The following is an 11472-nucleotide window of genomic DNA, read 5'->3' as shown; positions in this document are numbered from 1 at the left end:
GCGGCCCGGGCGGCGGCCACCTCGGAGATGGTGGCGCTCGTATGGGCGGCGATCATGTCCAGCGTCGTCATCTGGCGGACGAGCTCGTCGGCGGACTCGCTGGTGAGGAACGCAGCCACCCGGGACTGGTTCTCGGCCGTGAACCCGCTCTGGACGATGGCGCGGATGCGGGGCGCGTAGACGTCCAGCGCCGCCTGCGCCGCCGCGGCCTTCCCGGCGGCCTCGGCGGCGGTCCTCTGCTGCCCGGCGACGACGAGCTCGGCCTCGTGCAGCTGCTCGTCGATGACGGTCAGCTGCTGCGCGGCCTCCTGCATCAACGCCCGCGCCTGCGCGGAGGTGGTCGGATCGGCGAGCGCCGCTGACGGCGCGAGGAGGCCCGTGGCCGCGGCGACGAGCGCGGCGCCCAGTGCGAGCACGGCGCGGGTGCGGCGCCGGGCCGTCGTGCGTGGGGACTGCACCGTCGGCCTCCGTCGGGTTGCGCCGGACCCGGGGAAGGGGCCGTTCCATGCGCGTCAGGACGGACGGTAGGTATTCGGTCTCGACAAGTAGTGGAGGGCGCGCGGTTCCCGTGGGCGGTCGCGCCACACCCGCCACACCGACCCCGGGGCGACCATTCGTCCCGCCCGTTCCCGACGCCGACACGAATGTGCGCCCAGGGTGCATTCCGGTTCGCGGAATGCGCCCTGGGCGCACATCGTCGACTGCGGTCGGAGGGGGCAGGCAGTACGTCCCCGTCGCAGGGGCCCAGCAGGAGGCGGAGCGAGGGCTGCGGGGCGACGGGTTCTTCCTCAGCCGGCGAGGGGCTCCTGGGCCTGCAGGCCGGCGACCGTCTCGAGGTCGCGCAGGACCGCCGAGAGCTCCTCGGCGGTCCACGGCTCGCAGCAGTCGCAGCCGTCCTCGCGGTAGCTGGCGAGGCCGAGGCGGCCGCCGGCCTGGTCCTCGGCGATGGCCAGGTGCCCGGCGACGGGGTGACGGTGGCAGGCGCAGCCGGAGGCGCAGAGCCCCAGACCCCAGCCGGAGATGACGACGGTGCGGCCGTCGTCCCGGACCTTGCCCACCTGGAAGACGGACGGCTTGCGACTCCTGGTCACGGGAGTCCTCCCCTCGACGGCCCCGTACGGAGTGCGGGACCCGTGTGCGCGTTGCGGATGAACCTGGACGGGATATCGGCAGGATTCGCGCGGTCCTGAATGGCGATCCGGGAGATTCGTCCGAGGTCGGTTTCGGCAGTGACGCTTGCCGGGTACTGACCGTAATTGGCTCAGCACGCGTCGTCGCCGTCATTACCTACCAGGGTCGGGCACGGCCGTTGTGGGATCTGCACCGCCCGCAGGCGCTCCGGTGACGCGTGTGACGGATGGGTCCGGCCCGGCCTCCGATCCGGTCCCCGGCCCGGCGCCGCGCATGGGATCACGCGTCGGCGCCGGGCCGGTCGTCACGGCCGGTGGACCTCCTCGGCGATCGCCACCACCTGCTCCGGCGTGAAGTCAGCCGGCGTCTGGAGGGTGAACACCGTGCCGTCGGCCATCGCGGCCCGCAGCAGCCAGCCGTCCGCCGTCGGCAGGAGGTATCCCGGCCGGCCCTGCACGCTGACCTCGTCCATCCGGCCGTCCGTGGCCCCCACCTCGAGCGGCAGGTCCGCGGGATCGCTCGGCGAGTCCGTCAGGTGGACGCTGAGCGTGCGCGCGGTCCCCTCGGTCGCCGGATCCCCCGCGGGGTCGGCCAGCGTGAGGATCCGGTCGTCCTTGTAGCCGACCACCACCCACCCGCGGGGCGCGAGTCCCACCTGCAACGGCACGCCCGCCGCCCGGTCCACCACCCGGCGGGCCAACTCGACGACGTCCTCCTCGGACCCGAACCGACCGGTGCCGAAGACGCGCACCCACTGGTCGTCGGTCCGTTCCCAGACCACCGAGTACACCTCGGGCCCGCCGGTCACGACCGTCCGGTGGAGGGTGGCCTCCTCCCCGGCGATCTCGGTCTCGCCGACCTCCTCCTCGCCGGAGGTGCCGGGCCCGTCGGAGCGGACCGAGAGACCGATGCCGGTGTCGGGGTCGTCGGGGTCGCTCCAGCCCGCGTGGGCCGTCCCGGGCCCGACCTCCTCGAAGGAGGGGTCGAGCGAGAACGACGGGCCCGCGAGGCCCGCCGGCACGGGGTCGAACGACAGGGGGAAGGCCGGCACGGAGTAGCCGACCAGCTCGATCGGTCCGGGGGCGACGACGCCGTCCTCCCCCTGGACGACGGTCACGCCCACCACGACGGCCGCCGCGGCGACGAGGGGCGGCGCGACGCGACGCACGCGGCGGGCGCGGCGGATGCGGCGTCCGCGCCGGACCACCTGGTCCAGGGGATCGGCGAGGGTGACGTCGGCGTAGGCGCCGGAGAGCTCGGAGCGCAGGTCGGTGGTCATGAGCAGACCTCCAGGTCGGGAGCGGTGGCGGCGCGCAGGGACGTGAGCGCCCGGTGCAGGTGGGCGGAGACCGTGCCGGGCGCGAGGTCGAGCGCCTCGGCGGTCTGTCTCGTGTCGAGATCGAGGAACACGCGCAGCGCCACTACCTGGCGCTGCCGTTCGGGCAGGGCTGCGACCGCCCGGAGGAGGTCGTCGCGCTCGACGTGGTCGGGCGCGCGCCCCTGGGCAGCGGCGGCCACGTCGGCGGTCAGCGCGACCTCCCGCCGGGTCCGTCTCCAGCGGGAGACGTGGTGGTTCAGCGCGGTGCGCACGACCCATGCCGACGGGGAGGGATGGCGGCTGACCTTCGGCCAGCTCGCCCACGCTCGCGCGAAGGCCTCCGCGACCGCCTCCTCGGCGGCCGCGCGGTCGGTGCCGGAGGCCACCAGCGCGCGCAGGCACGGGTCCTTCCGCGCCGCGTAGAACTCGGCGAAGGACTCCTCGGGTGTCATGCCCTGTACACGCCTCCGCGACCCCGGACGCTTACTCCCCAGGGTCACGAACCGGTCACGGCGCGTTCAGCTGGCAGGCGACACCGAGCTCATGTTGAAGTCGGGCACCCGCATCGGTGGCATGGCGCAGCGGGTGAACCAGTCGTTCCACTCGCGCGGCAGCGTCCGCTCGGTCCGGCCGGCCTGGACCGCCCGACCGAGCAGGTCGACCGGCGACTCGTTGAACCGGAAGTTGTTCACCGCCCCGGTCACCTCCCCGTTCTCCACCAGGAAGACGCCGTCCCGGGTGAGCCCGGTGAGCAACAGGGTCTGCGGGTCGACCTCCCGGATGTACCAGAGGCAGGTCAGCAGCAGGCCGCGATCGGTGGCGGCCACCATCTCGTCCTGGGTCGCGGTGCCGTCCGGGTCCTCGAGCAGCAGGTTGTCGACGGCGGCAGTCGCCGGGGCCGTGGTGCGGAGGGCCCACGCCCGCGGACGGACCAGGTTGGCCAGGACACCGTCCTCGATCCAGTTGACCGCCGGGCTGGCCATGCCGTTGTCGAAGACCGACGCCGACCCGGAGGAGGCCCCCACCACCTGGAACGGGGCAGTCTCCAGGCCCGGGGCGTTTGGGTCGCTGCGCAAGGTCAGCGGCAGGGCGGCCAGCCGCTCCCCGACCCGGTTGCCCCCGCCCGGCCGGGCGAAGACGTTGCGCCCCTCGTCGGCGTCGCGCGCCTCCATCGTCCAGTACAGGTAGATCATCAGGTCGCTGACCGCCGACGGCGGGAGCAAGGTCTCGTACCGCCCCGCCGGGAGCTCGACGCGGCGCCGCGACCAGCCCATCTTGCGCCGGACCTCGGCCGCCAGGTCGGCCACCGACACGTCGCGGAAGTCCCGGGTGCCCGCCCCCGCCCAGACCGAGCGGCTGAAGTCGGGGCTCTTGCCGTTGAGCTCCACCCGGCCGGTGGGCTGGTCGTGCCGCAGCCGCAGCCCGGTGGAGCTGCCGAGGTAGGTCGTCGCCATGGAGTGCTCGGCGAACCCGTAGAGCAGCTCCCCGCGGTCGCGCGCCTCGCCGAACGCCTGGCCGAGGTCGGGCGCGAAGTCCGCGAACACCTCGATCGACGTCTCGGCGGGCGGGGCATCCCAGTCCCCGTTGCCCGGCGGGACGTCGCTGACGAGGGGCACCGCGTCCTCCGCGGGCCCGGCGTCCCGGGCGGCCTGCTCGCTGGCGGCGACCAGCTCGGCGACGTCCGGCGTCCCGGAGCGGGTCACCGTGCCGGCCGCCATCCCCGCGCTGCCGTCTACGAACGAGACGACGACGACCCGGCGGGAGCGCATGGACCCGTTCGTCGTCAGGCTGTTGCCCGCCCAGCGGAGGTTGGCCTCCGAGGTCTCGACGACGAAGGCGACCTGGTCGTCGGCCGCCGAGGCCTTGAGGCACTGCTCGACGAGGTCCTGCGCGGCCGGCCGGCTCATCGACCGGCCTCCTGGACGGTGTTCAGGATGTTGACTCCCTCGAACAGGGCCGTCGGGCACCCGTGGCTGACCGGGGCCGTCTGACCGGGCTGGGCCTTGCCGCAGTTCATCGCGCCGCCCAGCACGTAGGTCTGCGGGCCGCCGACCACCGACATGGACCCCCAGAAGTCCGTCGTCGTCGCCTGGTAGGCCACGTCGCGCACTTGCCCGGCGAGCCGGCCGCCCTCGATCCGGTAGAACCGCTGGCCGGTGAACTGGAAGTTGTAGCGCTGCATGTCGATCGACCAGCTCTTGTCGCCGACGACGTAGATGCCGCGCTCGACCCCGGCGATGACCTGCTCGGTGGAGGGGCCGTGCGGATCGGGCCGCAGCGAGACGTTGGCCATCCGCTGCACCGGCACGTGGCCCGGCGAGTCGGCGAAGGCGCAGCCGTTGGAGCGGGGCATGCCGCGCAGCCGGGCCATGTTCCGGTCCACCTGGTAGCCGACCAGGACGCCGTCCGCCACGATGTCCCACTGCTGCCCGGCGACGCCCTCGTCGTCCCAGCCGACGGTGGACAGCCCGTACGGGGCGGTCCGGTCGCCGGTGACGTCCATCAGTGGCGACCCGTACCGCAGCGTGCCGAGCTTGTCGACGGTGGCGAACGACGTGCCGGCGTAGGCGGCCTCGTAGCCCAGCGCGCGGTCGAGCTCGGTGGCGTGCCCGACGGACTCGTGGATGGTCAGCCAGAGGTTGGACGGGTCCACCACGAGGTCGTAGCGGCCGGCCTCGACCGACGGCGCCTTCGTCTTCTCCGTCAGCAGCTCGGGGATCTCCGCCAGCTCACCGCGCCAGTCCCAGCCGGTGCCGGTCATGTACTCCCAGCCGCGGCCGACCGGCGGAGCGAGCGTGCGCATGCTCTCGAACGACCCGGTCGCGCGGTCGACGGTGAGCGCGGTGAACTCCGGCTGAATGCGGATCCGCTGCTGGCGGGTGCGCGTGCCGGCGGTGTCGGCGTAGTACTTCTGCTCCTTGACGTGCATGCAGCGGGTCTGCACGTGCTCGACGCCGTCGGCGGCCAGGAGCTGCTCGGACAGGTCGGTGAGCAGGCCGGACTTCTCCGCGTCCGGCACCTCGAACGGGTCGACGTCGTAGTCGGAGACCCACACGGCGTCGGGGTACACCGGCTCGGGCGCGAGCTCGACGCGGTCGGTGTTGATCGCCGAGGAGATCTTCGCGACGGCGACGGCCTCCTCAGCCAGCCGCACCGCCTCGGCCGCCGTCAGGACGACGCCGGCGGCGAACCCCCACGTGCCCTCGTGCACCACCCGGACGGCCAGTCCGAGGTCCTCGGCGTCGACGGACGCCTCGGGGCGCGCGTCGCGCAGGCTGATCGTCTGGGTCCGTATGCGCTCGACCCGGATGTCGGCGTGCTCGCAGCCCAGGTCGACCGCCCGGGTGAGCGCGGCGTCGGTGAGGGCGGACAGCGGCAGGGCGAGGAAGGACTCGTCGACGGAGCGTGGTGGCACGCACCCCTGTCTACCAGCCGCCCGCCCCCTGCCGACGCGGGTGCGGGAGGCGGAAGGGGGGTAGGGGCGCGCCATGGCCCAGCCTCCCCCGCCGCCCACCGACGACGTGACGATGACCTTCGGCGGCACCGCGACGATGCTGCTGCGGATCGGCGGGTTCACCCTGCTCACCGACCCCAACTTCCTGCACCGCGGCCAGTACGCCCACCTGGGTTACGGGCTGCGCAGCAAGCGCCTGACCGAGCCCGCGCTGCAGCCCACCCAGCTGCCGGCGCTCGACGGGATCCTGCTGTCGCACATGCACGGCGACCACTGGGACCGCATCGCCACGAAGTCGCTGCCCCGGGAGACCCCCGTGGTGACGACCCCGGAGGCGGCGAAGTGCCTGTCCGACCGCGGGTTCACGGGCACCGCCGACCTCCGGGCCTGGCAGACCCACGAGTTCACGCGCGGGACCGACACCCTGCGGATCACCTCCGTGCCCGGCGTCCACGGCCCCGGCCCCCTGGCCCAGGTGCTCCCGCAGGTCATGGGCAGCGTCGTGGAGCTGGTGCGGGGCGGGGTGGCCGGCCCGGACGTGGCCTGGCGCGGCTACATCTCCGGCGACACCCTCTACCGGCCCTTCCTGGGCGAGGTGCTGGAGCGCTGCGGGCCGCTCGACGTGCTCATCCCGCACCTGGGCGGCACGAAGGCGCTCGGCGTCACCGTCACCATGGACGCCGGGCAGGGCGCGGACCTCGTCGAGCTGCTGAAGCCGCCGGTCACCGTGCCGGTGCACTATGACGACTACGGCCGGTTCAAGTCCCCGCTGGGAGACTTCGTGGCGGAGGTGGGCCGCCGCGAGCTGCCCGGTGAGATCCGGACGGTGCAGCGCGGCGACACCATCTCCCTGGCCCGGGCCTGAGCGAGGTCAGCCGCGGGCCAGCAGCTCGTCGAGCTTCTCGTAGCCCTCGTTGACGCCGACCTCCATCCCGCTGGCGAGGAAGGCGTCCCGACCCTCGAAGGAGTCCACGAGGGAGGTCGCCGTCAGCCGCGTGCGGCCGCCGCCGATGTCCTCGAGCACCAGCCGCTCCAGGGCGACGCCGTCGGGCATGCCCTCGAAGGTGAAGGTCTGCACGATCAGCTCGTTGGGCCGGACCTCGTGGAAGCTCCCGTAGAAGCCGTACTCCTGACCCTCGTGGACCGAGACGTAGCGCCAGGAGCCGCCGGTGCGGCAGTCCCACCGGTCGATGCGGTTCTCGACGCTGCGCGGGCCCATCCACTGCGCGACGAGTTCCGGCTCGGTGTGCGCGCGGAAGACCGACTCCCTCGGGGCGTCGAACTCACGGACGATCCGGATCAGCGGGACGTCGGGGTCGGCGGTGATCCGGGCCTCGCGGCGTGCGGTGCTGGTCATGACGCTGTTCCTTCCCGGGTTGACGGTGCGGGTGGGTCGTCCGCCTCTGGTTCGTCGGACATGGACTTCAGGACCTCGTCGAGGCGTCGGTAGCGGGCCTCGGCGCGGCGGCGGTAGCGCTCGAGCCACTTGGTCATCAGGTCGAACACCTCCGCCTCCAGATGCACGGGGCGACGCTGCGCGTCCCGGCTCCGGCTCACCAGTCCGGCGTCCTCCAGCACTTTCAGGTGCTTGGAGACGGCCTGGACGGTGACGTCGAACGGAGCGGCGAGCTCCCCCACCGTGGCGTCGCCGATGGACAGCCGCGCCACGATGTCCCGCCGGGTCGGGTCGGCCAGGGCCGAGAACACCCGCGAGAGCTGGTCCGCCACCACATCCTCCTCAACCGTTCGGTTGAGAAGCAACGTAGTCCTCAATCGAGAGGTTTGTCAACCAGCTGGTTGACAAACCACTCGGCTGAATCAGCCGCGAGCGAGCCGGGCGGCGCGCGCCACCACGTCCGTCCGCAGGGCCGTGGCGTCGACCGTCGTCGCCGCCCCGTTCCGGACGACCTGCCGTCCCCCCACCCACACGTCGGCGACGTGGCGTCCGCCGCCCGACCAGACGAGGTGCGCGAGCACGTCCTCCGGGTCACCGACCGGCTCGAACGCGAGATCCCGGGTGTCCACGTGCACGAGGTCGGCGCGCCGTCCGGCCTCGAGCACGCCCAGGTCGGTGCGGCCGATCGCGTCGGCGGCGCCGCCGGTGGCCAGCCAGAAGGCCTCCGCGGCGGTCAGCGCCGTGGCCGAGCGCCCGGACAGCCGGGCGAAGGAGGCGGCGAGCCGCAGGTCGGCCAGCAGGTCCAGGCCGTCGTTCGACGCCGGGCCGTCGGTTCCCACCCCGACCCGGATGCCGCGGTCGAGCATGGCCCGCAGCGGCGCGATGCCGCTGGCCAGCTTGGCGTTGCTGGCCGGGCAGTGCGCGACGGCGACGTCGTACTCCTGCCACAGGTCCAGGTCGCCGTCGTCCAGGTGCACGCAGTGGGCGGCCAGCACGCGGCCCCCGAGCACGTCGTGCGCCGCGAGCAGGGCCGGCACCGACAGGCCGTGGGCGGCCAGCAGGTCCGCGCCCTCCGTGGCGGTCTCGGCGACGTGCAGGTGCAGCAGCAGTCCGTGCTCGCGGGCCGCGGCGGCCGCGGCCCGCAGGACGGGGAGGGGCACGGTGTACGCGGCGTGCGGTCCGATGCCGAACTCGACCGCTCCGTCCTCCGGCGCCCCGGTGGCCAGGCTCGCGGCGTACCGGAGCTGCTCCTCGAACGGTGGCATTCCCGGCAGCGGGATCAGCGGGGTGGCGATGATCGCACGGGCGCCCGTGGTGCGGACGGCGGCGGCGATCCGCTCGGGATGGAAGTACATCTCGACGCTGGCGGTCACTCCGTTGGCGAGCATCTCCGCCGACGCGGCGGTCATGGCGACCTCGACGTCCTCGGCGGTCAGCCGCGCCTCGCGGGGCCACATCACCTCCTCCAGCCAGCGGTCGAGCGGCAGTCCCTCGCCCTGGCCCCGGAACAGGACCATCGGCGCATGGGAGTGGGTGTTGACCAGGCCCGGCATCAGCACGCCCGGCAGCTCGACGAGTTCGGCGTCGCCGGCGGGCGGGGCCTCGCCCGCCGGCCCTACCCAGGTGATCCGGCCGTCGGCCACGTCGACGACAGCATCGGGGACGACGGTGCCGGAGCGGTCCCCGACGACGACGGCGCGGGCGGTGAACCGGAGAGTCATGGATCCCGAACCTAGCGCCGCGCTCGGCGTGCGGCGCGGCAGCTCGCAGGGGCCGCCTCTACCGTGGAGCCCATGTCACTCCTCGCGGCCGCCACATCCGACGAGGGCGGGATCACCGGCTTCCTGCTCGACCTGGTCGACAAGCTCGGGCCGGTGGGCGTGGGCCTCAGCATCCTGGCGGAGACGGTCATCCCGCCCATCCCCAGCGAAGCGGTGCTGGGGCTGGCCGGAGTGCTGATCAACGACGGCCGGATGTCGATCGTCCCGGTCGTCCTCTTCGCCACCCTGGGGTCGGTCCTCGGCGCGATCTTCTTCTACTACGTCGGCCGGGCGCTGGGGCCGCGGCGCTCGCACGCCTTCCTGGACCGGCTGCCGCTGGTGGAGACCGAGGACGTCGACAAGACCTTCGCGTGGTTCGAGCGGCACGGGCGCTCGGCCGTCTTCTTCGGCCGCATGGTCCCCATCGTGCGCAGTTTCATCTCGGTGCCGGCCGGCGTCGTCAGGATGCCGTTCGGGCAGTTCCTGCTGTTCACCACCGGGGGCAGCCTGATCTGGAACAGCGTCCTCATCGGTCTGGGGGTCGCGGCGGGCGACTTCATCCAGAACAACCTGAAGTACCTGGACTACGCGGTCGTGGCGGCCTTCGCGCTGGGCATCGGCTACCTGGTCCACAAGCGGGTCAAGGACGTCCGCCGGCACCGCCGGGCGCGAGCCGCCGGTCAGCCGGTGGGCGTGCGGGACACGGACCGCGCGGTCTGAGGGATCCCCGATGAGCCGCACCCGGCCGGAGGTCGTCGCCTTCGACGTCAACGAGACGCTGCTCGACCTCGCGCCCGTCCGCGCGGCGCTGGTGGAGGCCGGCGAAGCCGAGTCCCTGCTGTCGACCGTCTTCGCGCGCACGTTGCTCACCGGGTTCGCCGCCGCCGCGACCGGGACCTGGTGCCGGTTCCGGGACGCCTTCGACGCCGCCCTGGCCCAGGAGAGCGAGCTGACCGACGAGCGGCGGTCGGCCGTGGCGGATGCGTTCAAGGAGCTGAGCCCGCATCCGGACGTCGAGCCGGCGCTGCGCCGGCTCGCCGGCGCCGGGATCCGGGTCGTCACCCTCTCGCACGGCTCCCCCGGGGTGGCCGAGGCCGGTCTGGCCCGCGGCGGCGTCACCCCGCTGGTGGAGCGCACGCTGACGAGCGAGGCCATCCGGGCGTGGAAGCCGTCGCGGGAGGTGTACCTGTGGGCCGCGGGCACCTGCGACGTCGCGCCGGACCGCATGGCGTTGGTGGCCGCGCACGGCTGGGACGTGCTGGGCGCCCAGCGGGCCGGACTGACCGGGGCCTGGTTCCCACGCAGCGAGCGCGCGTATCCGGCGGTGTACGAGCGGCCGCACGTCGCGGGTGGCGACCTCGGTGCGGTCGTCGAGGCGCTGCTGGCCCTTCCCCCTGCATGAGCGAGATCCACGAGATCGGGACACCGCACGGCCCCGCCCGGGCGCACACGACCGATCCCGATGGTGCGGTGCGGGGGACGCTGGTCCTCGGGCACGGCGCGGGGGGCGGCGTGGAGTCCGTGGACCTGGTCGCGGTCACCGCCGAAGCGGTAGGGGCCGGCTGGCGCGTGGTCCGCGTGGAGCAGCCGTGGCGGGTGGCGGGCAAGCGGATCGCCACGGCGCCGCCGACCCTGGACGCGGGCTGGCGCGCGGTGCTGCACTCCCTCCGCACCGACGGCGTCCTCACCGGGGCGGTCGTCCTCGGTGGGCGCAGCGCGGGCGCGCGGGTGGCCTGCCGGACGGCGGCCGAGCAGGAGGCCGCGGGTGTGCTGGCGCTGGCGTTCCCCCTCCACCCGCCGGGCAGGCCGGAGAAGAGCCGCGCGGGCGAGCTCACCGCCGTCCCCGTGCCTCTCGTCGTGGTGCAGGGCGAGACCGACGCCTTCGGCGCGCCGGCGGACGTCGCCGCGGTCCTGGCCGGCCGCCCCGGCGCGTCGGTGTACGCCGTCACGGGGGACCACTCGCTGAAGAAGAACGTCGACGTCGTCGCCGCGGCTGCGGTGTCGTGGCTGGCCGAGCTGCTCGTCGTCCCCTGAACTGCCGCGTGACCTGACCCGTCCGCCCCTCACCACGCCGCCGAGAGCAGCCGGCGGTTCAGAAGGGCGCCGGTTCCTGTTCGGCCTCCGGCGACGCCGACCCGTCCGGCCACGCCGGTCCGTCCGTCCACGCCGGCCCGGTGGGGTCGGCGAGGCCGGGTGGTCGGGTGGTGCGGGTGACGCCGCTGGGTGTGGTGACGGTGAGCACGCCGTCGGGGGTCATGGTGAAGCGCCAGCCGGGGGCGTGGGTCTTGAGCCGGTGGTGGCGGCGGCACAGGCAGCAGAGGTTCTCGCAGGCCGTCTGGCCGCCGTCGGCGTGCGGCAGGACGTGGTCGAGGTCGGCCCAGCCGGCGTCGTTGTGGCAGCCGGGATGGCGGCA

The 11472-nt window shown here is 73.8% G+C and carries 13 protein-coding genes and 1 pseudogene; 4 read left to right on the top strand and 10 right to left on the bottom strand.

What is annotated here, in order from left to right:
• The 6 genes and pseudogenes from ACFSHS_RS14765 to ACFSHS_RS14740 form a co-directional block, all read right to left on the bottom strand.
• Nucleotides 1-458, bottom strand: a pseudogene (locus ACFSHS_RS14765) (C40 family peptidase); the annotation flags it as partial.
• A gap of 330 nt (nt 459-788) precedes the next feature.
• Nucleotides 789-1091, bottom strand: a complete 303-nt coding sequence (locus ACFSHS_RS14760) for a hypothetical protein (RefSeq protein ID WP_376877515.1) — start codon at nt 1089-1091, stop codon at nt 789-791.
• Between the two features lie 344 nt (nt 1092-1435).
• Nucleotides 1436-2410 (bottom strand): hypothetical protein, encoded by a 975-nt coding sequence (locus ACFSHS_RS14755; protein WP_376877512.1) that lies wholly within the window; start codon nt 2408-2410, stop codon nt 1436-1438.
• Nucleotides 2407-2901 carry a sigma-70 family RNA polymerase sigma factor gene (locus ACFSHS_RS14750; RefSeq protein WP_376877509.1) on the bottom strand — a complete coding sequence of 165 codons (495 nt, stop codon included), beginning with the start codon at nt 2899-2901 and terminating at the stop codon, nt 2407-2409. The genes ACFSHS_RS14755 and ACFSHS_RS14750 overlap by 4 nt, the downstream gene beginning before the upstream one ends.
• 66 nt (nt 2902-2967) lie before the next feature.
• Nucleotides 2968-4356 carry a metallopeptidase TldD-related protein gene (locus tag ACFSHS_RS14745; protein ID WP_376877506.1) on the bottom strand — a complete coding sequence of 463 codons (1389 nt, stop codon included), beginning with the start codon at nt 4354-4356 and terminating at the stop codon, nt 2968-2970.
• Nucleotides 4353-5864 (bottom strand): TldD/PmbA family protein, encoded by a 1512-nt coding sequence (locus ACFSHS_RS14740; protein ID WP_376877503.1) that lies wholly within the window; start codon nt 5862-5864, stop codon nt 4353-4355. The genes ACFSHS_RS14745 and ACFSHS_RS14740 overlap by 4 nt, the downstream gene beginning before the upstream one ends.
• A 73-nt stretch (nt 5865-5937) precedes the next feature.
• On the opposite strand from ACFSHS_RS14740, the gene ACFSHS_RS14735 reads away from it, so the two are divergent.
• The gene (locus tag ACFSHS_RS14735) at nt 5938-6768 is read left to right on the top strand and encodes an MBL fold metallo-hydrolase (protein ID WP_376877500.1); all 831 of its coding nucleotides are present in this window, start codon (nt 5938-5940) and stop codon (nt 6766-6768) included.
• Nucleotides 6769-6774: 6 nt separating this feature from the next.
• Here ACFSHS_RS14735 and ACFSHS_RS14730 read toward each other — a convergent pair whose 3' ends face one another.
• The 3 genes from ACFSHS_RS14730 to ACFSHS_RS14720 all read right to left on the bottom strand — a co-directional run bounded on the left by ACFSHS_RS14730 (nt 6775) and on the right by ACFSHS_RS14720 (nt 9020).
• Nucleotides 6775-7260 carry an SRPBCC family protein gene (locus tag ACFSHS_RS14730; protein ID WP_376877497.1) on the bottom strand — a complete coding sequence of 162 codons (486 nt, stop codon included), beginning with the start codon at nt 7258-7260 and terminating at the stop codon, nt 6775-6777.
• The gene (locus tag ACFSHS_RS14725) at nt 7257-7631 is read right to left on the bottom strand and encodes an ArsR/SmtB family transcription factor (RefSeq protein WP_376877494.1); all 375 of its coding nucleotides are present in this window, start codon (nt 7629-7631) and stop codon (nt 7257-7259) included. Before ACFSHS_RS14725 ends, ACFSHS_RS14730 begins: the two co-directional genes overlap by 4 nt.
• A 90-nt stretch (nt 7632-7721) precedes the next feature.
• A complete protein-coding gene (locus tag ACFSHS_RS14720) occupies nt 7722-9020 on the bottom strand; it encodes an amidohydrolase family protein (protein WP_376877491.1) in 1299 nt (432 codons plus the stop codon).
• 72 nt (nt 9021-9092) lie between these two features.
• Between ACFSHS_RS14720 and ACFSHS_RS14715 the strand changes: the two genes are divergently transcribed.
• Genes ACFSHS_RS14715 through ACFSHS_RS14705 form a run of 3 tightly spaced genes read left to right on the top strand, consistent with a single transcriptional unit; the run spans nt 9093 to nt 11093 of the window.
• Nucleotides 9093-9779: a DedA family protein gene (locus ACFSHS_RS14715; protein ID WP_376877488.1), complete on the top strand. Its 687-nt coding sequence runs from the start codon at nt 9093-9095 to the stop codon at nt 9777-9779.
• A 10-nt stretch (nt 9780-9789) separates the two neighbouring features.
• Nucleotides 9790-10461, top strand: a complete 672-nt coding sequence (locus tag ACFSHS_RS14710; protein WP_376877485.1) for an HAD-IA family hydrolase — start codon at nt 9790-9792, stop codon at nt 10459-10461.
• Nucleotides 10458-11093, top strand: coding sequence for an alpha/beta hydrolase family protein (locus ACFSHS_RS14705; RefSeq protein WP_376877482.1), 636 nt, complete (start codon nt 10458-10460; stop codon nt 11091-11093). The genes ACFSHS_RS14710 and ACFSHS_RS14705 overlap by 4 nt, the downstream gene beginning before the upstream one ends.
• 58 nt (nt 11094-11151) lie before the next feature.
• Here the strand turns inward: ACFSHS_RS14705 and ACFSHS_RS14700 are convergent.
• Nucleotides 11152-11472: HNH endonuclease signature motif containing protein (locus tag ACFSHS_RS14700; RefSeq protein ID WP_376877479.1), on the bottom strand; the 321-nt coding region annotated here is incomplete at its 5' end.

This window comes from Blastococcus deserti (genome assembly GCF_042682525.1).
In the GTDB taxonomy this organism is placed as follows: Bacteria; Actinomycetota; Actinomycetes; order Mycobacteriales; family Geodermatophilaceae; genus Blastococcus_B; species Blastococcus_B deserti.
The sequence above is the reverse complement of the archived record's forward strand: the minus strand, read 5'-3'. Positions and strand labels throughout refer to the sequence as shown.